20 protein-coding genes and 1 tRNA gene are annotated in these 18,265 nt (G+C 60.4%); 14 read left to right on the top strand and 7 right to left on the bottom strand.

The genetic code is table 11. The annotated features are described in order from the left end of the window. Positions 1–18: 18 nt before the first annotated feature. From SAZ10_RS00750 to SAZ10_RS00740, 3 genes are all read right to left on the bottom strand, one after another. Positions 19–104 (bottom strand) — tRNA-Leu (locus SAZ10_RS00750). A 326-nt stretch (positions 105–430) separates the two neighbouring features. Continuing rightward, complete coding sequence (locus tag SAZ10_RS00745) at positions 431–862, bottom strand: hypothetical protein (protein ID WP_318607247.1); 432 nt, start codon at positions 860–862, stop codon at positions 431–433. A gap of 450 nt (positions 863–1,312) precedes the next feature. Further along, positions 1,313–1,708: a hypothetical protein gene (locus SAZ10_RS00740; protein WP_318607246.1), complete on the bottom strand. Its 396-nt coding sequence runs from the start codon at positions 1,706–1,708 to the stop codon at positions 1,313–1,315. A 221-nt stretch (positions 1,709–1,929) separates the two neighbouring features. Between SAZ10_RS00740 and SAZ10_RS00735 the strand changes: the two genes are divergently transcribed. The 7 genes from SAZ10_RS00735 (at position 1,930) to SAZ10_RS00705 (ending at position 7,973) form a co-directional block, all read left to right on the top strand. After that, positions 1,930–2,085: a hypothetical protein gene (locus SAZ10_RS00735; protein WP_318607245.1), complete on the top strand. Its 156-nt coding sequence runs from the start codon at positions 1,930–1,932 to the stop codon at positions 2,083–2,085. Between the two features lie 101 nt (positions 2,086–2,186). Further along, positions 2,187–2,732 (top strand): hypothetical protein, encoded by a 546-nt coding sequence (locus tag SAZ10_RS00730; protein ID WP_318607244.1) that lies wholly within the window; start codon positions 2,187–2,189, stop codon positions 2,730–2,732. Positions 2,733–4,602: 1,870 nt separating this feature from the next. Then, a complete protein-coding gene (locus tag SAZ10_RS00725) occupies positions 4,603–5,076 on the top strand; it encodes a VOC family protein (RefSeq protein ID WP_318607764.1) in 474 nt (157 codons plus the stop codon). Positions 5,077–5,284: 208 nt separating this feature from the next. Next, positions 5,285–5,809 (top strand): ferritin-like domain-containing protein, encoded by a 525-nt coding sequence (locus SAZ10_RS00720; RefSeq protein ID WP_318607243.1) that lies wholly within the window; start codon positions 5,285–5,287, stop codon positions 5,807–5,809. A 229-nt stretch (positions 5,810–6,038) separates the two neighbouring features. Continuing rightward, the gene (locus SAZ10_RS00715) at positions 6,039–6,230 is read left to right on the top strand and encodes a DUF3606 domain-containing protein (protein WP_318607242.1); all 192 of its coding nucleotides are present in this window, start codon (positions 6,039–6,041) and stop codon (positions 6,228–6,230) included. A 287-nt stretch (positions 6,231–6,517) separates the two neighbouring features. Then, entirely contained in the window at positions 6,518–6,925 is a 408-nt protein-coding gene (locus SAZ10_RS00710) for a response regulator (protein ID WP_318607241.1), read from the top strand. A 100-nt stretch (positions 6,926–7,025) separates the two neighbouring features. After that, positions 7,026–7,973: a DUF5996 family protein gene (locus tag SAZ10_RS00705; protein ID WP_318607240.1), complete on the top strand. Its 948-nt coding sequence runs from the start codon at positions 7,026–7,028 to the stop codon at positions 7,971–7,973. On the opposite strand, the gene SAZ10_RS00700 is transcribed toward SAZ10_RS00705, so the two are convergent. Further along, entirely contained in the window at positions 7,886–8,173 is a 288-nt protein-coding gene (locus tag SAZ10_RS00700; protein ID WP_318607763.1) for a hypothetical protein, read from the bottom strand. The genes SAZ10_RS00705 and SAZ10_RS00700 overlap by 88 nt on opposite strands. A 245-nt stretch (positions 8,174–8,418) precedes the next feature. Continuing rightward, positions 8,419–8,670, bottom strand: coding sequence for a hypothetical protein (locus SAZ10_RS00695; RefSeq protein WP_318607239.1), 252 nt, complete (start codon positions 8,668–8,670; stop codon positions 8,419–8,421). 396 nt (positions 8,671–9,066) lie between these two features. On the opposite strand from SAZ10_RS00695, the gene SAZ10_RS00690 reads away from it, so the two are divergent. Beyond that, positions 9,067–9,195: a hypothetical protein gene (locus tag SAZ10_RS00690; RefSeq protein WP_318607238.1), complete on the top strand. Its 129-nt coding sequence runs from the start codon at positions 9,067–9,069 to the stop codon at positions 9,193–9,195. A 228-nt stretch (positions 9,196–9,423) separates the two neighbouring features. After that, positions 9,424–9,633, top strand: a complete 210-nt coding sequence (locus SAZ10_RS00685) for a hypothetical protein (RefSeq protein ID WP_318607237.1) — start codon at positions 9,424–9,426, stop codon at positions 9,631–9,633. Between the two features lie 280 nt (positions 9,634–9,913). On the opposite strand, the gene SAZ10_RS00680 is transcribed toward SAZ10_RS00685, so the two are convergent. Next, positions 9,914–10,237: a hypothetical protein gene (locus tag SAZ10_RS00680; protein ID WP_318607236.1), complete on the bottom strand. Its 324-nt coding sequence runs from the start codon at positions 10,235–10,237 to the stop codon at positions 9,914–9,916. Positions 10,238–10,887: 650 nt separating this feature from the next. On the opposite strand from SAZ10_RS00680, the gene SAZ10_RS00675 reads away from it, so the two are divergent. After that, positions 10,888–11,826, top strand: coding sequence for a DMT family transporter (locus tag SAZ10_RS00675; protein WP_318607235.1), 939 nt, complete (start codon positions 10,888–10,890; stop codon positions 11,824–11,826). Between the two features lie 75 nt (positions 11,827–11,901). Here the strand turns inward: SAZ10_RS00675 and SAZ10_RS00670 are convergent, their stop codons facing one another. Beyond that, positions 11,902–13,587: a Na/Pi symporter gene (locus SAZ10_RS00670; RefSeq protein WP_318607234.1), complete on the bottom strand. Its 1,686-nt coding sequence runs from the start codon at positions 13,585–13,587 to the stop codon at positions 11,902–11,904. Positions 13,588–13,747: 160 nt separating this feature from the next. On the opposite strand from SAZ10_RS00670, the gene SAZ10_RS00665 reads away from it, so the two are divergent. The 4 genes from SAZ10_RS00665 to ggt all read left to right on the top strand — a co-directional run bounded on the left by SAZ10_RS00665 (position 13,748) and on the right by ggt (position 18,262). Further along, complete coding sequence (locus tag SAZ10_RS00665; protein ID WP_318607233.1) at positions 13,748–14,248, top strand: hypothetical protein; 501 nt, start codon at positions 13,748–13,750, stop codon at positions 14,246–14,248. 399 nt (positions 14,249–14,647) lie between these two features. Next, positions 14,648–16,276, top strand: a complete 1,629-nt coding sequence (locus SAZ10_RS00660) for an L-lactate permease (RefSeq protein ID WP_318607232.1) — start codon at positions 14,648–14,650, stop codon at positions 16,274–16,276. A gap of 12 nt (positions 16,277–16,288) precedes the next feature. After that, the gene (locus SAZ10_RS00655) at positions 16,289–16,510 is read left to right on the top strand and encodes an EmrB/QacA subfamily drug resistance transporter (protein WP_318607231.1); all 222 of its coding nucleotides are present in this window, start codon (positions 16,289–16,291) and stop codon (positions 16,508–16,510) included. Between the two features lie 87 nt (positions 16,511–16,597). Continuing rightward, positions 16,598–18,262, top strand: a complete 1,665-nt coding sequence (ggt, locus tag SAZ10_RS00650; RefSeq protein WP_412535149.1) for a gamma-glutamyltransferase — start codon at positions 16,598–16,600, stop codon at positions 18,260–18,262. Positions 18,263–18,265: the final 3 nt, after the last annotated feature.

The raw sequence follows: 18,265 nt of genomic DNA, 5'->3' as shown, positions 1-18,265 counted from the left end.
AGCTCGACGAGCGAAGGGTGGTGCGGACGGCGGGGATCGAACCCGCACGGGCAAAGCCCGAGGGATTTTAAGTCCCTTGCGTCTACCGGTTCCGCCACGTCCGCACGGCTGCGTTTTTCAATGCTTCGCAAGATTTTGGCAACAGACGTTTTTGCAGATCATGATGTTTCATTCCGCGACCGCCTCACTTGGCGGAACAATCCTTCGGGAGGGTTGCCTTCGCCGCGGCACCCCCGCACAAGACGGAGGCGGGCGTCGGCGCAGCGTTCGCCTGAGTGCTGGACGGAGCGCGGCATTGGCAAGCAAAGCGCTCGCTATCCATGGCAATGCGGTCGCCGAGCGCAGCGACGGCGTGCGCTATATGAAGCGTCTCGTCGATTACGGGCGTGCTTTCCGGCTTCATAATGGATCCTTTCGCGGCGGGTTCGTGTCAGGCAGCTTCGCTGAGCCACACACGCTTAGCGTAGCGGCGGAAATAGCGTGCGTAGGTCATGGCTTCGGCGAGTTCGGCCAAGCGCTCGGGACGTGCGGACCAATGACGTGAACGTACGCGGCCGCGCTCACGGCGAAGTGCCCGGCGGATTTCCTCGACGGCCTCGTCGGCCGCGACGACGCATTGGCCTGACAGCGAGCGAAAATAGACGGATCGAAAGAAGGAAGCGGGGAGGGCAATCGCCTCGTTGATGCGCTCAACGAGCCGTGCGCGACGCAGGTGCAGATACCGAGCCTGCTGGCGGTCGGCATTGCTTTCAAGCGAGGCGATGTAGCCGGCCGGATAGTCGTACCTCCGGATATCTCTCCATAGGGCACGGTTCTGAGCTTGAGCAAGGAGGAGGAAGTTGCGGTCGGTGCATCGAGGCATTGCCGTTCCCATCGTGTCGCCTTGCCGAGGCCTCTTGGCTCAGCGACGGAACGAGTGTATGGGAAATTTCCGACTTAGCAAGTAGGAAATAGGAAATATCTCACTCTCGGCGAAGGGAAGGCCGCAGAAGTGGGGTTACATCGGGCTACGAAATTACTGGAACATGTCAGCAGTGATTGCGGCGCCGAATAGCCGCAGCAACATCATGGTTGACGTGCCAATAGGAATAAGTTCCTATTCACGTTAAGCATTGACGCCAAGGAGACAGGGCCGAGGGATGGCTATCAGAACCAGGCCGAGGACGAAAAACGAGGCTGCGATGGAGCAGCTTCGGTCGATGACATGGGACGCGCCGAAGCTAGCGCTGGTCAGAAAGGTACAGGAAAATGCAGAGGCCATCGGGCACGCGATGACATCCCTTCACGGGATGACCTTCAAGGTCCGCGTCGATCACGAATGCGCTTTCGTCTTCGTAACTCCGGACCGCTGACGGCGGGGGACAATTTCCTCAAGAACCTTGATTGCCCGGATCTGGGTGTCCTCATCCGACTGCAGAAGGCTGGCGAACAGTTCGCCAATGCGTGCGGCCACCGTGGTAGTAGCCGCGCGCTTCGGCGGCGGCCGTTCATCGGTCAGCTGTCCCCACTTGTCGCCGTCGACACGAACCATCTCGTTGCGGGCCAGTGCAGCAGCATCCAGGTGCAATGCCCGGGCCAGACCCTCGAGCTTGTCGGACCTCACCGACCGTTTCTTCCCCTCGATGATATCGCGGATAAAGGTGCGCTCGATACCGCCGGCATTCGCAGCCGCGATCGGCCCCATGTTCAGCTCTTCGAGCCGCTTCACTACGATTTCCTTCAGCGTCAGCATGGAGCGAGAATAGGAAATTTCCTCGCGTGCAGGCTACTAGGAAGTTTCCTATTGCTAAGTCGGAAAAATCCCATTATAGAAGCCGAATGCAAAGCGAATTCTGTAATGATCCCCCGACACCTCACCATCGCCCAGCGGGTGCGATCTGTCCTTCGCTCACGCAGCGGAGCGGAACCGCGGCAGCCGCCTCGCCGCCAATGCAGACAACGGGCGGGCTCGATGTCCGTACGACACCGAGCGGCTACCGCGTCTACACGAAGCTCATGCCCGCACCCCTCAGCATCCTGCGCACCGACCGCGGCCTCGACGACAAGCAGCCGGTCAGCCTGGTCTATGTGTCGATCCTGGGGTGAGGCGAGATGTGCATTCGGCGCGCGCAGGGCGCGAGTGTGTGCCGTGTTAGCGGCACTGATCCTGAGCAAGAAGAAGATCTTGGAACGGAGACCTTTCAGCAATGGCTAAGCGCAAGAAAGACAAGGCCAAGCAGCCGAAAACCGGAGGGGCAAGGGCCATGGTGCCCAAGCTGCAATCGGTCCGGATCGAAAACCCTGACTGGCGCCCTGATCTCGATGGCGAGAAGGCCTTTCCCCGCACGGTAGTCGCGGCAATCAATGTCAGGGAGAGCGCGATCGAAACGCTCTATGCTCGCAAGTTCCTCGGGCGCGCCCAGAAGCAGGCGGCCGACCGCTTTCGCGAGATATGGGAGAGCGCAGGAGGCAAGATCATGAGCGTCGACTACAGCCGGGACCGCGTAGATGGCGCGCGCGGTGATCCGGTCGCTGCGAAACTGCGCGCGATCCATGAGCTGAGGCGCTGTCGCGAGCTCATCGGCCGACGCGGTTTTGAGAACATCGAAGCTGTCTGCGGGGAGGGAAAGGCTCTGCCCGAGCTGACACCACACAAACGGGAACGGCTCACCATGGCCGACAACCTGCGCGCCGACCTGGACGACCTCGCCACGATGTGGGGCTTTCAAACGAGGCAGCGCTCGGCGGCGTAAGGGGTGAAGCGGCGTGCGATCAAACTGGATCGGCATGCCGCTCTATCTTTTTGTTTATGCATCGGATTTGTCCGAAAGCGCTTCGCATGTTCTCGGCCCCATGCGTTAAGTCTGATGACGGAGGCCAAGCACGCTCGGACCAAAGTCCTAGGACCTTAGACCGGGCCAGAGTTTAACGAATCATAATGAATCGGCCGCTTTCAGGACGCAAACTCGGTTGATCTGACCGAGAGGTTGAAACGCCCTGTCAACCTGTTGGCCGGAAAGAGGCTCGCCGCGTCCGTCCCAATCCCCCCGGGCGCGGCGGGCTGGGCTTTCGGACGATCTTTCTTGTTGCGGATTGCCAGCCGGGCTGCGTTTCGCAGCCGCTCTCAGGCTGTGGGCCGACCGTGCATGTGCCTCCTTTGCGCGGCGGAAGCAGCGCGCCGAAGCATCTGAACCGCCTTGCGCCCGCTATAGATGCGGACCTGAGCGTTGCCCGGAAACCCGGAGGGCTTCGTCGAACGAAGCTTGTAGCCGCTCCTGGTCCACCCTTCCGGGATATCGGCCTTCGTGAGCGTCGATCGCCACCCTGAACGCCTCAATGAACAGATCAGGTTCAACCCACGGTTTGCTGGCAACATGTGGCGGCCAATCATACAGTTGCCGCGCACCGAAAGTGTCGGTTGCAAGCAACAGTTCCGCGTCAATGAGGAAGCAGCACGGGGCACGAGTCCTGCGCGAGGCGATCCCGTTTTTTGTCACCTCCCATTGCGCGTTGCGAAAAATCGCCGATCTTCTTCCCTTCACGGAAATCCTCCCAAGCCAATTCCACTGGCAAGTCCGCTAGACTGCCCTTGGTCGTGCGTCGCAGCACAATTTGAAGTGCGGAAAATCTCAAGGGAAGGGGTTCGTTCCAGGCCTCAGACCTTCGATGGTTTCCCTCGGACCTAGGTCCGAATAAACGTCGACAAACGACCAAGTTACCGTCCGGAGCGAAACCTCGTCCTGGCCAATGCGGGCCTGGGACAAGAGAGTCAATGAGGAAGGCGGCTGCTGTCACCGTCATATGCGGCGCTCTTAGCGCAGTACTCATCGAAGGCGAATGGCCGGCGACCGCAAGCCACCCGGCCGCCGGCCGGACGCGCCCTTCGACCCCAATTCCTTGGATTAGAATATTAGCATATACAGAAGCCGCCGGCGTATCACATTCGAGATAAGAGCCGGGTCTTTGGTGGATTTAGTGATCCCGCCGGGTTGTGAAGAGACAGCGGCGGGAACCTCGACGCAAATCACGGAGTTCTAGTTTTTTGGCTGGGGAGAGCCATGCAATTGTTGGCGTTTGTGGGCTTCGCTGCCGCATACGGGGCTGTGTTGTTCCTGATGTATCTCTATCTTAAAAGGCGGCTGGGCGACGAATAGTGGTACCCGTAGGTGACGGTGCGCCGCTTCGGGCCGCTTGGATCTGAAGGCGTCACATCCGACAAAAAAACAAGGCCGCGCCAGCAAGTATGGCTTGGGGGGCTTGCAACGCAACGCGGCCTTGGCCCACGCAAAGACAATTCCGGGTAGATATAACAAATGCTAATTTAGCAAATACTTATATTTGCGCCATCCCCACCTAGGGATTAAGTCGTTCGGTCGCCTCAAGCCGGCCGCAGGCCTAGCGTGCCAATGCGTTGGCCCCATCTCGGTGATGGTGGAGAAGTCGCCATTTCATTTTTATCTTCGGCGGGTTCTTCGCCTTGTATGGCGTTTTCCACACCTCGGTCGGTCGACTGCGCTCCAATTGCACCTCGAGGCTGACTATGGAGCGGGCCCGGTGTATGGAAAGCAGGACTGGAATCCGGCCTCAGAAGCGAAGGGACACCCAATGGCGAAGGGACGCGCAATCGCTAAGAATACGATTTGCATCTGGTATGACACGGACGCCGAGGCTGCTGCCCGTTTCTATGCCGAGACGTTTCCCGATAGCTCGGTTGACGCGGTCCATCGTGCGCCCGGTGATTACCCATCAGGCAAACAGGGCGACGTTTTGACGGTCGAATTCACTGTTGCCGGTATACCTTGTCTCGGCCTCAACGGAGGGCCCGCGTTCAAACAGACCGAAGCCTTCTCGTTCCAGATCTCCACCGAGGATCAGAATGAGACGGACCGTTACTGGCACGCTATTGTCGGCAATGGCGGGCAGGAGAGCGCATGCGGCTGGTGCAAGGACAAGTGGGGCGTCTCCTGGCAAATCACACCGCGTGTCCTGATGGAGGCGCTGGCTGCTGGCGGCGCTGAAGCGAAACGCGCGTTCGACGCGATGATGGACATGAAGAAGATCGATGTTGCCGCGATCGAGGCGGCGCGACGCGGCTGACGTCCCCCACTGATCCGTCGAGGATACGAGTTGGCAATCGTCTGACCTCTTCGGGGCGCTCCTGTTATTTATTCTGGCTGACCAGATGAACGCCGGCTCTCAAGTGCCGAGGACAGCTTGCTTGCCGCGTATCGGAACAAGACATTCCTCAATCCGTTGGGGGTCATCTCGGATATCGAGACCCCCAAACGAAAAGGAGGCAACAGCGATGCCCGCTGCCAAGAAGTCGACCGCCGGCACCAAAGGCTTGCAAGAACTATTTCTGGATGGCCTCAAGGACATCTACTACGCCGAAAAGAAGATATTGAAGGCGTTGCCGAAGATGGCGAGAGGCGCCGAGGCCGAGGAAGTCCAGTCGGCCTTTCAGAAGCACCGCGACGAGACCGAAACGCAGGTCGAGCGCCTTGAAAAAGTGTTCGAGCTGCTCGAAAAGCCCGCGCGCGGCAAAACTTGCCCTGCCATCGACGGCATTGTCGAGGAGGGTGAAGAGATCCTTGAACAATACAAGGGCGCTCCGGCAGTCGATGCCGGCCTCGTGGCTGCTGCGCAATCCGTCGAGCATTACGAGATTGCACGCTATGGGACCCTGATCGCCTGGGCCGAACAGCTTGGCAAAGACGATGTGGTCAAACTCCTCAAGGAAACCCTTGCCGAGGAAGAGAAGACCGACAAGGCGCTGTCGCAACTCGGCGAACGAGGCGTGAACCAGCGCGCAATGCAAGAAATGGCATAGGGCATTCGCCCGCGGGCGCGTGTCAGCCTGCGATTTGGCAGGCTGACACGGTGCACGCGCCGACATCAGGTCGGCTAACGTGTGTGGACATTCCAGTCAGGCCGAGCCGAAAGTGGCGGCATCGGGCGAATGTCCACACACCTTATGCATCTCGGGGGGCAGTTCGGTGGCCGGGGAAGGGAACCTAGCTGTCCATCGCCCGTTGCTCCATGGTCGAGGGAGACGGTCCGTGCCAGACGACAAATCGAAGAAGAACAAGCACGTTCGTTCACGAGTGGCTGGCGGAGAAGACTACGAGGTCCAATATCTTGCCGAGCAGACCGGTCTCACCGCAGACCAGGCCCGGACGCTCGTCCGGCGCTACGGCAACGACCGTCAAAAACTCATGGAGGAAGCCAAGACGATGCGCGGAGCAAAGTAGGATGTCGCCGAAGTGGGAGATGCTGCGTAGCCGCAGCGAGCAGACGACGAAAACGGCGAAGGCAATCATGGATGCAGAACGGAGCGCCCGCGAGGCGAAGACGGCGCGGTTGCGCGAAGCTCGTTTGGGAACGGCATCAGAGCGCGTATCTGCCGGTACAGATCGGGCAAGTAGTAGCGTGGCGGATAAAGGTTGACATCGATGCGAACCCTAGCTGTGTAGGGAGGCTTCGAGGCAAAAAAATGAACGCCCGTTGGACTGGGGGAGGCGAGCGCCAGAACAGGAGCATGATCAGGGCCGACAATCTGAAGCGAAGGCTAGCCGGACGACGCGTGCTGGTGGTGGAGAACGAATACTTCATCGCCATGGACATAGCGTCCGCTCTGATGGACGCAGGGGTTGATGTGGTTGGCCCCGCGGTTTCAGTCGCTGGAGCGATCCGTCTGGCCGAGACCGAACAACTGGACGCCGCAGTCCTCGACGTGGCTCTTTCGGATGGCAAGGTATTTCCGCTTGCAGACCTCCTTGGTTCGAAGGCGGTGCCGGTCGTCTTCGCAACCGCCTATGAGTGTACATCGCTTCCCGAACGTTATCGGAGCATGCCTTGTCTGGAGAAGCCCTTCGAGTATCAGGCGCTTGTTTCTCTGATCGCCGGCTCAGTGGCTCCCATACCAGAGTCCGTAGGGCCCTCTTGAGCACTGCCGGGGCAGGCCGGTAGCATAGACGGTGGAGGGCTGGCTTGTACTGCCACTCCGATCTGGGCCTTGGACGGCCCGTCGAAGCAAGGTTGGACAGATGGCTGGACATAATGAGCAAACGTGGCCGGATCTGCCGTATGCCGCCTGGCGTGACACGTGCTCCGCCCTGCAGCTTTATTGCCAGATCGTCGGAAAATATCGGTTGGCCCGCACGCCCTGGGTGAACCATTCCTGGCACGCCACGCTCTATCCCGTGGCAAGAGGTTTCTCGACCGGGCTGGTCCCGGATCGACCTGGCGGAATTGAGCTGGTGCTCGACCTGATCGATCACCAGCTGATCGGCTCCGCCACAGACGGGCTGACCGCGCGCTTTCCGCTTGGACCGATGTCGGTTGCGGCTTTCCACGCCAACGTCCTCGACCTTATCGAGAAGCTCGGCGGGACACCCGAATTCGATGGAAGACCGAACGAAATTCCGAACGCAATTGCATTCTCGGAGGATCGGGTCGAGCGACCCTATGACGCCGACGCCGTGAACCGGTTCTTTCGGGCGTGCATCACCGTGGCCACCGTCCTGCAGAAGTTCCGCACCGGGTTTATCGGCAAGGTAAGCCCGGTACATCTTTTCTGGGGTAGCTTCGATCTTGCCGTTACCAGGTTTTCGGGCCGGCGCGCTCCCATGCATCCTGGGGGCATCCCCGCACTGCCGGATGAGGTGACTCGCGAAGCCTATAGTCACGAGGTTTCGTCGGCAGGCTTCTGGCCCGGTGGCGGAGGAACCGATTTTCCAGCCTTCTACTCCTATGCCTATCCCAGTCCGGCAGGTTTCGCGGACGCCAAGGTTTCCCCTCGCGGCGCTTATTACGACAGCTCGCTTGGCGAGTTCCTGCTGCCTTACGAACACGTCCGTAGCGCTGCCGATCCGGAGCGTGCGCTTCTGGAGTTCCTGGAGAGCACCTATCGCGCTGCTGCCGCGCTTGGGCGATGGGATATGGAGTCGCTCGAGTGCGACATCGGGCAGCCGCGCCGGCCGCGCCCTTTGTAGGCTGCCTTCCTTCGTTCCGGTTTCGCCCCTTCACCGACGCTTCTGTTCGGCCGAGCGTTGCCCTTCGATTTCTTCGGGCTCTTTCTCGTCGATTTGAGTGAACTCGTTTCTTGCCGCTCCGTTTGCCTGAGGAGCTCATCGAGCTTGGCCTGGAGAGCCTGTGTATCACGATGTTCAGCCCGTTGAATGAACAGTGTCATGCCCCATGTCACCAGAGTCGCTATACCGTGCCAGTTGAGCGTGTCCGGTTGGAAGAGCGTCCACAGAACGGCATAGCTGATGAGGATCAGAAACGCCCACGGCCGCGACAACAGCATGCCGGCATTTGTCAGGGCGCGATTGACGGGATGGTCTGCCATCTGCGCCGAACCGTCGAGAGTCGGGTTAGTTCCTAGAGGCAGGGGCAGAGACGTTTCCAGCTACGCTTTGAAGGAACTGGCTTGGATCAAGAGGCTTCCTGAACTTCCTTAACGTCTGGAGTCACCGGGTCGGGATTGACGACATAGGTGTCCGAAGTCAGATCGCTTGCAGTGCGGATGATGATGCCGTCATCTTTCAGGCGGGAGAAAGTCGCGCTGGAAAGCCGCATGGTCCTGCCTTTGGCGTCTGCGGCGGCAACTTTGTTCGACCAGGGGAAATGCGTAATGGTGTCGACCCGCTTGAGAAACCGTTTTTCCTTCTCCGTCAATTCGATCACGCCACGCTCCTCCATATGATCCGCAGCGGTTTAGTTGAGCGGGTCGCAGTTGACGTCGAAGGTTTTCCGGATTCGCATTCAGGTCCGTCCACTGCCACCGCAAACGTCTTGCCAGCTTCTCGAATGGAGGCATCCTCTTCAATCACTGACGAATAAACGCCAGCGGCGTTGGTCCGTTCCGGGAGCCGACAGCTCGGATCGCGATGACGAGGGAACATTGATCATGATCGCGACGTTCAATAGTGGGGCTACAACTGTCGGAGCGCTGCAATGGAAGACGCTGGATGGGCCTACCCGTTCGAGCCTGCTGATGTCGAGTCCGTGGTTCGAACCTGCGCTCATGATCAAGTGGTCGGAAAGTTTGTCTCCACATCACACGCGGTCGAGGAGCTGCGCATGAGAACGGGCGACTTCGTAACTACCGACGAGTCATTGGCGAATGCGCTCTCGGCGGTCGCGGTCAGGCTCGGCTGCGCGATCATCTTTGACGAACAGGCCGGCGCGGAAGTGCTCAAAGTAGACTAAGGGCGACGTGCGTCCATGTGGATCGCCACGCGGCTCCCAATGTCTGTCGCTGTGCACTTCGCGGCATGGGCGGTTCCTTAGGGCCAATCGGTCGGCGGAGCTGCCGCCGGGCTCGCGCTCGGGTGCTCTGACGAGGCAGAGGAAAGAAAGACTGCTATCACATATGTGATAGCACGGCGCCACCATTCGTGCCCCTGATCGGCAATCGGGGGCAACAGGGAGGTTGTCGTGACAGAGTACGAGCGTTTCCGCCTGACCGAGTTGGTCCGGCGTATGTTCGTAGCCGCTCGAGATTGGGATGCATTTCGGTCGCTGACGCTTTCGAAAGCGGTTGCGGCTGTCATGCCGGACTGCCCGGTAGGGCCTGAATTGGAGGGGCTCATCGAGGAAATCGCGCTGAAGGACGGTCGCTCCCTCCTGTTGGATGCTCATCAGTAGAAAGCAGGAGGGATAGCGGTTGCCGCCGACCTCGGAGACGTCGGCTCAGAGGCCGGCGACTGCTGATCCGTTTCTGCATGACCACAAGGCTTCCTTGCACCTCTCGTGGCTCGCCTGTATCCAGCTTGTTGCTCGAAGACCTCTGCAGCGCCATAGTTCTGAAACAGGGGCAGGAAAGGATGAGCGCGCCAGGGTTGCTGTCGGCCCCCGGCAGTTGCCCAGAAGCTGGCGTCGGCTCGCCGCCTGGGACCGCGGTGCGGCGAGCTGATCGCCTGCCTTTCTAGTCCTCATCCGTCCAGATGACTCTGCGAACAATCCTGACTTCTGCCAGCCGCCTGACGCGTATCGTCTGCCGCTCCCGTGCCGTCAGGTAACGGAACTCGGCCTGGAGATATTCCTTGTCGTGTCCCTTCTCGCATCGCATGTGGCGTGGAATGTCGTCGGCTTCGACGTCGCCTATCAGCTTTTTGAGGTCGTCGGGAAGGTACCAGCGCTTTTTACAGCAGATGCCGCAGAAGATACGTACGAGCTGTCCCGTCTCATGGGCATTGCTCAGTTTCCAGCCCCGCGCATAGCGCTTCCGTCTTCCTCCAGTGTCAGGCATCGGGAGGAAATAGGAGCTTATTCCTCGCCCGGTCAATAGGTGTCGGCCAGATTTGTTCGCTATTTGTTCCAAAAGAGGAATTGCCGCAGGAAGCCGACCGGTACCGGCAGCTTTTTTGAGGGGAGGGCGCCACAGACAGGGAACGATCCGCATTATCTTTTGTTAAGGCTGCAACACGTCGAGAGCGGAGCAGTCCGATGACTGACGCTGAAACAGAACGGTCGGTGGCCCTTGGTCTGCAGAGGCTCATCGCCACTGGCTCCAATCGCCGGCAATTGCGTACGGTATTAGACCTTCGCGTTGACCCCCACACTCCTCGGCGCCTTGCCAAGCTCCTCGAAGAGCTGGAGAAGGCGGAGAAGGTGAGTCATTGAGGCTATGTGCTCGAGGCCTGAAGCAGATCTAACTTTGGCGTAGTTGGAGGCGGGGCCTCGCGCGCAAAATTGCTGCGGCTCAGTTTCGGCTGATGGACCTGCCGTCGTGTCGCTCGATCCCACAAGTGCTCTGGGCAAAGTCGACCTTGGATGTCGCGTTTGAGGGAGAGGCGGTGGCCTGGGTATGGCCATTGCCCTCGACGGACACGATGGGCGACTGAAAACAGCGCACAGGATTGCCGTGTCCATGCTCGACCAGCTCGAAGGCCCGCCGCGATGAGCGAAGTGTCAATATTGTCGTCCGGCCGCCCCCGAAGCGGATTGCTTGCTGTGGCGCTCCTTGTCCTGTTGGAAGCAGTTCTGGTGATCTGCTGGAGCGCCGGTTTCATCGGCATTCGCTTTGCGAGCGATCATGCGCCAATCTTCCTCATCCTGCTTTGGCGCAGCCTGGTGTCCGGACTTGTACTGCTGCCCTTCACACTGACCGTCGGCCCTAAGCTGCGCCGGGAGCACGTTCTGCCCCAGATGCTTTTCGGCGCGCTTGCGATGTCGGCATATCTGGGCGCGTTCGCGCTTGCGATCTCCTCCGGCGTGCCCACCGGGCTAGTTGCCCTTATCACGGACATGCTGCCACTCGCGGTCGCGCTCTTATCGTGGCCGGTCCTTGGACAAGCCCTTACGACGAAGCAGTGGATCGGCTCGTTCATAGGTCTAGCGGGTGTGCTGATCGCCTCCGGCCGGTCCATAAATATGGGCGACGTGCCAGTCTGGGCGTACGCCCTGCCTGTCGCCGGAACTCTGTCGCTTGCGATGGCGACGCTGCTCTTGAAGCGCAGCCCGACGAACTTCATGCCCGTGCATCAGAAGCTATGCATCCAATGCCTCTCGGCGGCGGCAATCTTTGCCGTGTTCGCCTGGCACGAAGGTGGCGTGGCTCCGATCCCTGAACCGGGCTTTATCGGTGGAATCGTTTGGCTGGTCCTCGTTGCCACGATAGGCGCGTGGGGCCTGTATTATCTGGCCCTCCGCAAGTCGTCTCCGGCTCGGGTCACAGCAGTCCTGTATCTGAGCCCGCCAGTCGTCATGATCTGGGCTTGGATCATGTTCGGTGAACCGCTGTCCTGGGCTATGGTCTTTGGCCTGGCTGTCTCACTCGTCGGCATCATCATCGTCGCGCGGGCACAGAAGCCCCAAGCTGAAATAGCGACTGTCTAGCCGGAGCGTGCCCGCTTGGAGCGGCGCGCGTTCAAGATAAGTTGCAGGGCGGCCCATCATGCGGCAGCTTTATGCTCAGCTTTCGACGAGATGCGCTGCCGAGAGCCAGGAGTGACGCGCAAGCGCTTCAAGGCGCCGGACAGTGTCGACACGAGCGAACGCCTCGTCTGCACTGACCGCTCCAGCAGCTACCGAACTCAACGTCACCTTGCGGTGGGCCGGCTGCAACTCGCGAAGTGTTTTCGCGTAGTATTCAAGCTGGAGAATTGCTTGATCGATAGACGCGCTATTTGCTGCGACGTTCCTGCCGCTATCGAGCGCCATGACCGCGGCATCCTCGCGCTGGGTGCCCGGCAGCGCGCCCACTTCATCGGCCACCAGGACTGCATTGCGCATGGCCATTGCGCAGAGTTCCGCAGCGCGCGCAATTTCAGGCTCGCCAGGCGCCAGTTCAAATTCGCCGTTCGCGCCAACGACCTCGGCCAGTCGAGAGGCTTCATCGAGCGCATGCAGTGTGCTGGTCAGTCGCCCTTGTTCTTCCTCCGATTCAGGTGGGCCGCTCGCCTCCTGCATGAATTCCCGCGCTTGGCGCAACGCATCGACGGCCGCCATCAGTGATGCTGCATCTCGCTCGCCACGTGGTGAGTGTCCATCGTTCCCAGCCGTCAACGCCACGTCGATCGATCGGCACATGGTTCCAAGCGAGCGCGCAACCGTTCGCCGCACCGCTTCCTCAGCCGCGATCGGTGTCACAAGAGCTGCCGGGTCGAGGCTACGCATAAGCGGTGACCGACGCTCCGGCAGAATTCGCTCAATGAATTTCGTGAACCTGTCGATGAGCGGCAGCAGCACGGCAACGCCAACGACGTTATAGGCAGTGTGATAGGCAGCCAAAAGCGTCACGCCATCGATGGTTTTCGAGGCGCGAATGAGAAGGGCGTTGGTGACTGGAAACAGCGCCAGTGCAATCACGGCCGCAATCAGCTTGAACAGAATATAGGCGAGAGCCAATCGCTTGGCGGTACTGCTTGCGCCGATGGCAGCCAGGGCGGAACTTGTCGCCGTGCCGATGTTCTGCCCGATGATGAGGGCGCAAGCCTGGTCCAGTCCAACGGCTCCTGCGTAGTGCGCCGATAGCGTTACCGCGACCGCCGCGGTCGACGATTGCATCACCGCCGTCATTGCAAGTCCAAACACGATCAATGCCATTGCGCCGAGCAAGCTCGACCACCAACTGACGCCTGGGCCAAAGACTGCGGGAAGGTCTGCCGGGTGCAACTGTTCGGCCAGTCCGTCCATACCCTGCTGCAGTGTGGTCAATCCGAAAAGCACGAGGGCAAAGCCTGCGAGCGCTCCACCAGCCGCCGACAGGCGGCCACGGCCCAACAGGCTGACCAAGGCGCCGATGAAGATCATCGGCAGCGCGGCGGCCGTGAGCGAGACACGAACACCGATGAGCGCAATCAGCCAGCCTGTCCCCGTGGTGCCAACGTTTGCGCCAAAGACCAGTCCCAAGCCCTGGGAAAAGGTGAGCAATCCCGCGCTCACAAGACCGATGGTCGTCATCGTGGTAGCACTGGACGACTGCACGATCAGCGTAACGAAAGCGCCCCAGAAGGCGCCTGAAACTGGAGTAGCAGCCGCCTTCCGCAGCGTTTTGCGCAGCCCCGAGCCGGCCAATGCCTTGAAGGCGCTGGTCATGATGCTCATGCCAAGCAGGAAAAGGCCTACTCCACCGAGAACCGAGATCGTCGTTGACATGTGTCGCTTTCATTCGACTTGGGCGTTCATCGAGAAGGAATTGCGCATGTCCATAAGTTTATTTGTCTCAAAGCTTGGTCAGGCTCACAATACGTCTGGCGATGGGCGCGGCCAAGCATTGTGCCGCGGGGTTTCCTTTCCCTCAAAATGGAGAGCACCCATGGCGACCAAGTCAGATTTCACGGCGGAGGAATGGGGCCAAGTGCTCGGCAGCGTGATGATGGCCGGAATGGCCGTCACGCTTGCCGACCCAAGCGGCCTGATCGGCATGACCAAGGAAGGGCTGGCGAGCGGCAGTGCGCTTGTAGCGGCTAAATCAGACCCCAACGCCAACGCTCTCATCAAGTCCGTCGTTTCCGACTTCGAAACGTCCGAGGGGCGCTCCGCGGCACGCAGCGCGATTCAGGGCAAGCTCTCGGGAAAGAGCGCATCCGAGATGAAGCCAATTATCCTGGAGGCGCTTGCACAGGCCGGAGCAATTGTCGACACGAAGGCTCCGGATGACGCTGCAGGGTTCAAGACCTGGCTCCATCAGATCAGTGATCGCGTTGCCAATGCGTCCAGCGAAGGCGGTTTCCTGGGCTTCGGCGGCGTCCAGGTCAGCGATGCCGAGAAGGCGACGCTCGACGAGATATCCAAGGCGCTGAAGCTCACGGCTTGACCGGAGGGACACTTTGCCGGTGAAGCGGGAGGAGTCCATGCTCGGCCGGTGCGGGGCTTCGTTTCCGATTTGTAGAAGGGCAAAGCCAACAAATTCATAGATTTTGAACATTCATTCCAGGTGCCGCCCCGGATATGGGACCGCCTGCTACGCCACCCCCAAGTCCTGCATAGCGCATGGCATGTGCATCTATTCGCGAAATTAGTTTATAAAAGCAGAGCGATGATATATTTGCTCGGCAAAAGTTTGGATCGATGCGGTTATAGCCACTTGCAATTTATTGCTCTCCGAGGCAATACTACTTCTGTTAAGGAAGCCGTTCACGTTATTTGCCCTTGAATAGCGCATCAGCCCCCCGGACCTCCGGCGAGTTGGTGATCGCGTACTGTGGAGGGACGCATGGAGACGGCGCAGGTCCCTGTTGATCTTCTGCACTGGGTGCTGGCGATACTGTCGATCGTCGCGCTCCTTGTTTTCCTTGTACCGTTGCGTTGGCGCGCCCCGGAAGCTGGGCCGATGGCGATGTTCGTTTCGGGCATCGTGGCACTGCTTGCCTTTCGAACGCCGTGGGACACATTGGCGGTTGCAGGCGCGAAGGGCGTATGGGACGCCATCTTCATCCTGTATGTGATCTGGCCGGCGCTGCTCCTGTACCAGATCACCAAGCAGGCCGGCGCCTACGATGCGCTGCGGCAAGGCATCTCCAGATTCAGCCGCAACGATCTGTTCATCATTCTGGCGCTGTGTTGGGTGTTTGCTTCCTTCCTGCAGGGCATTGTCGGCTTTGGCGCCCCTGTCGCCGTGGTCGTGCCGCTGCTGATCACGGTTGGCGTGAAGCCGGTCTATGCCGTAGCGATGGGCGTTCTCGCACATGCCTGGGCGAGGTTCTTCGGCACGCTTGGGGTCGGATGGCTGGCGCTGCTCAGAGTCTCCGGTGTGGAAGACGTCGTCAGGGCCGCCTATGAATCGTCACTGCTGATCCTCATACCGACCTATCTCGCCGGCTTCCTTGTCGTGTGGCTTTACGGCAGGGGACCGGCGGTGCGCCACGCCTGGCCTCTGGTGCTGATCCTCGGCACCATTCTTGGGGTCGGACAACTGCTCGTTGCACTCTTCAGCCCCGAGCTGTCGACCTTCCTGGCCGGAGCCGTGGCGCTGCTGGCACTCTATCCATTGTCGCGCTGGAGGCGATACGGCGATCCAGTCCAGGGCATCACCAACCGGCCGGCCATGGTGGAAAGGCAAGTCAGCGAAGAGAGCGAGGCGGCGCCGGTCATGGGGCTGGCCATGTCTTTCCTGCCCTATCTTGTACTGACCGCCGTGACCCTCGGCGTCCTCCTCATTCCGTCGATCAACGAATTCATGAGGCGGCTTCAGGTCGGGCTGCCATTCCCCGCCGTTGAGACCGGCTTTGGGGTTCGCAACGCCGCGATCGACCGCTACGCGCCTATTACGGTCTTTACGCATCCGGGGATGATGGTGTTGATCACCTCCGTGATCGTCTGGATCGTGTACCGGGCGGGCGGCTACTATCGCGCCTGGGCGGAGCGCCATACGCCGGAAAGCATCTGGTCTGCCCTGCTCGTCGATGCGGTGCCGGCTTCGGTGCCGGTGATCGCATTCCTGGTGACGAGCCGTATCCTGGATCATAGCGGCCAAATCTTGACTCTCGCCTACGGCATTGCCGCCGTCTCTCCACCGCTGGTCTATGCCGGCGTCGCCAGCGTCATCGGCGCTCTCGGCGCTTTCATGACGTCGAGCAGCACTGCCTCCTGCGTGCTTTTTGGAGGTGTGCAGAGCAGCGTGGCTCAGCTCCACGGGATGTCCAGGGAGACCATCATTGCCGCGCAAGCAGCCGGCAGCGCCTATGGCAACGCGATCGCGCCCGCCAACATCGTGCTGGGCACGAGCGTCGCCGGCGCAAGTGGCCAGGAAGGAGCGGTTCTGCGGATCACCTTGCCCTGGACCGTGATCGTCGCCATCCTGACCGGCGTGGCAACGATCGCACTGGTTGTTTTTGCTCGATAAGCGGACGGCGCCATGGATAGAAAGCTGAAAGCGGAGACTTGGGCGCTGCTGCTGCTGTTCGCCGCATTCCCGATCATCAGCTTTGGCACGACCGGCGGGAGCAACCTCGTGTGGTGGATAGGTCTTGTAAGCCTCGTCCTGGGCGGTGTGCTGCCCATTTGGACCCGCTTCATGGATCACTCCGGTGACACGGTCAGGGACGTCGGCATGGAGTTCGACGATCGGACATCGTAGGCCGCACAGGGGCAACGATCTTTGTTGATTGCGGACGGGCAATGCCTTCCGCAGCGGTTTACCCCGGGTACTGACAGACAGGAGGCGATGATGAGTCATCCCAATGGTCCCCGTACAGGCCGTCCCCCGACATATGCGTCGCACGGAGTGGTCTCGACGCCGCACTATCTCGCCAGCGCGGCGGGGCTGAACATTCTGCAGCATGGCGGTAGTGCCGTCGATGCAGCGATCGCGGCCAATGCCGTGCTGTGCGTCGTCTACCCCCACATGGCGGGATTGGGAGGCGACGGGTTCTGGCTGATCGCGGAGCCGCAGACCGGCAGCGTACATGGCATCAACGCCAGCGGACCATCGGCGCGCACGGCAACGCTCGACTACTATCGTTCACGGAGCAAGGACGGCGAAATTCCCGCGCGTGGCCCGCTCAGTGTCCTGACCGTGCCGGGCGCAATCGACGGCTGGCGTTTGGCACATGAACGTTTTGGCCGGCTTGCCTGGGACGAGCTGTTCCAGGCTGCCATCGAGTATGCGCGCGAAGGTATGCCGGTCACCCGTTCGCTCGCCGACTGGACCGCGCAGGACGAACCGATTCTGGACGCTTACCCGGCGACCGCGGCCATTTTCCTGCCTGACGCGCGTGTTCCTCGTGAAGGTCAGCGGCTGGTTCAAGCCGATCTTGCCGATTCACTCCAGCAGATCGCCAGCCAGGGCGCGAGGAATGGCTTCTACGAAGGTGACATTGCCGAACGCATCTGTGCGGCGCTGCAGGCAGAGGGCTCCCCCCTGGCAGCCGAAGACTTCGACGCTTTCCACGCAGAATGGTTTGAGCCGATCACGGGCAGCTATCGTGGTTATGAGGTGTACCAGCTACCGCCTAGCACCCAAGGATTTGCCGCGATCCAGATACTCAACCTGATTGAAGGATACGACGTCGTCGCCTGGGGGGAGGGCACGGCCGACTATTATCATCACATGGCCGAGGCCGTTAAGATCGCATTTGCCGATCGAGAGGAGTGGCTCACCGATCCGAGTTTCGTGAATATCCCGGTGCAGCAGCTGATCAGCAAGGCCTATGCCGATGAGCGCCGTCGCTTGATAGATCCCGAGCGGGCGCTCGATATCGCCCAAGTGCCGCCGGGCATCGCCTTTGAGCATCCGCACGAAAAGCGGGCGCCTGAAGGGGACACGTGTTACTTCTGCGCCGCCGACCGGGACGGAATGGTCGTTTCACTGATCTCGTCAATTTACCACGACTTCGGCAGCGCCGTGGTGGGCGGCGACACCGGTATCCTGCTCCAGAACCGCGGCGCCTTTTTTGCGCTGGACGAGAAGCACCCCAACTGTCTGCATCCGGGCAAACGTACGTTCCACACCTTGATCCCCGCGCTGCTCGCAAAGGACGGCAAGCCTTACCTCGCTTATGGATCGATGGGCGGCGAGGGGCAGCCACAGTCGCAGGCCGCGATGGTGACCCGCATCGTCGATTTCGGCTACGACGTCCAGCAGGCGATCGAAGCGCCGCGCTGGCTGATGGGCCGAACCTGGGGCACCCGCACGCGCAATCTGTCACTCGAAGGCCGCATCTCGGATGAGGTTGCACGCGAGCTGAAAAGGCGAGGGCAGCCGGTTCAGATGGTCACCGATTGGAACGACAATCTGGGACACGCGCAGGCAATTCGCGTCAATCGCGAGCAAGGGTTCTACGAGGGCGGCGCCGATCCGCGCGGCGACGGTGCTGCCCTGGGCTATTGAGCG

This window comes from Mesorhizobium sp. BAC0120 (assembly GCF_033542235.1).
Classification (GTDB): Bacteria; Pseudomonadota; Alphaproteobacteria; order Rhizobiales; family Rhizobiaceae; genus JAWRCU01.
This window is presented reverse-complemented; position numbering and strand designations above follow the sequence as displayed.

Bases quoted from the DNA above. Each gene is read 5' to 3' on its own strand.
- SAZ10_RS00745 (WP_318607247.1), bottom strand. From the start codon at position 862: ATGCCTCGATGCACCGACCGCAACTTCCTCCTCCTTGCTCAAGCTCAG.
- SAZ10_RS00735 (WP_318607245.1), top strand. From the start codon at position 1,930: ATGCAGACAACGGGCGGGCTCGATGTCCGTACGACACCGAGCGGCTAC.
- SAZ10_RS00730 (WP_318607244.1), top strand. From the start codon at position 2,187: ATGGCTAAGCGCAAGAAAGACAAGGCCAAGCAGCCGAAAACCGGAGGG.
- SAZ10_RS00720 (WP_318607243.1), top strand. From the start codon at position 5,285: ATGCCCGCTGCCAAGAAGTCGACCGCCGGCACCAAAGGCTTGCAAGAA.
- SAZ10_RS00710 (WP_318607241.1), top strand. From the start codon at position 6,518: ATGATCAGGGCCGACAATCTGAAGCGAAGGCTAGCCGGACGACGCGTG.
- SAZ10_RS00705 (WP_318607240.1), top strand. From the start codon at position 7,026: ATGGCTGGACATAATGAGCAAACGTGGCCGGATCTGCCGTATGCCGCC.
- SAZ10_RS00700 (WP_318607763.1), bottom strand. From the start codon at position 8,173: ATGACACTGTTCATTCAACGGGCTGAACATCGTGATACACAGGCTCTC.
- SAZ10_RS00690 (WP_318607238.1), top strand. From the start codon at position 9,067: ATGAGAACGGGCGACTTCGTAACTACCGACGAGTCATTGGCGAATGCG.
- SAZ10_RS00680 (WP_318607236.1), bottom strand. From the start codon at position 10,237: ATGCCTGACACTGGAGGAAGACGGAAGCGCTATGCGCGGGGCTGGAAA.
- SAZ10_RS00675 (WP_318607235.1), top strand. From the start codon at position 10,888: ATGAGCGAAGTGTCAATATTGTCGTCCGGCCGCCCCCGAAGCGGATTG.
- SAZ10_RS00670 (WP_318607234.1), bottom strand. From the start codon at position 13,587: ATGTCAACGACGATCTCGGTTCTCGGTGGAGTAGGCCTTTTCCTGCTT.
- SAZ10_RS00665 (WP_318607233.1), top strand. From the start codon at position 13,748: ATGGCGACCAAGTCAGATTTCACGGCGGAGGAATGGGGCCAAGTGCTC.
- SAZ10_RS00660 (WP_318607232.1), top strand. From the start codon at position 14,648: ATGGAGACGGCGCAGGTCCCTGTTGATCTTCTGCACTGGGTGCTGGCG.
- SAZ10_RS00655 (WP_318607231.1), top strand. From the start codon at position 16,289: ATGGATAGAAAGCTGAAAGCGGAGACTTGGGCGCTGCTGCTGCTGTTC.
- ggt (WP_412535149.1), top strand. From the start codon at position 16,598: ATGATGAGTCATCCCAATGGTCCCCGTACAGGCCGTCCCCCGACATAT.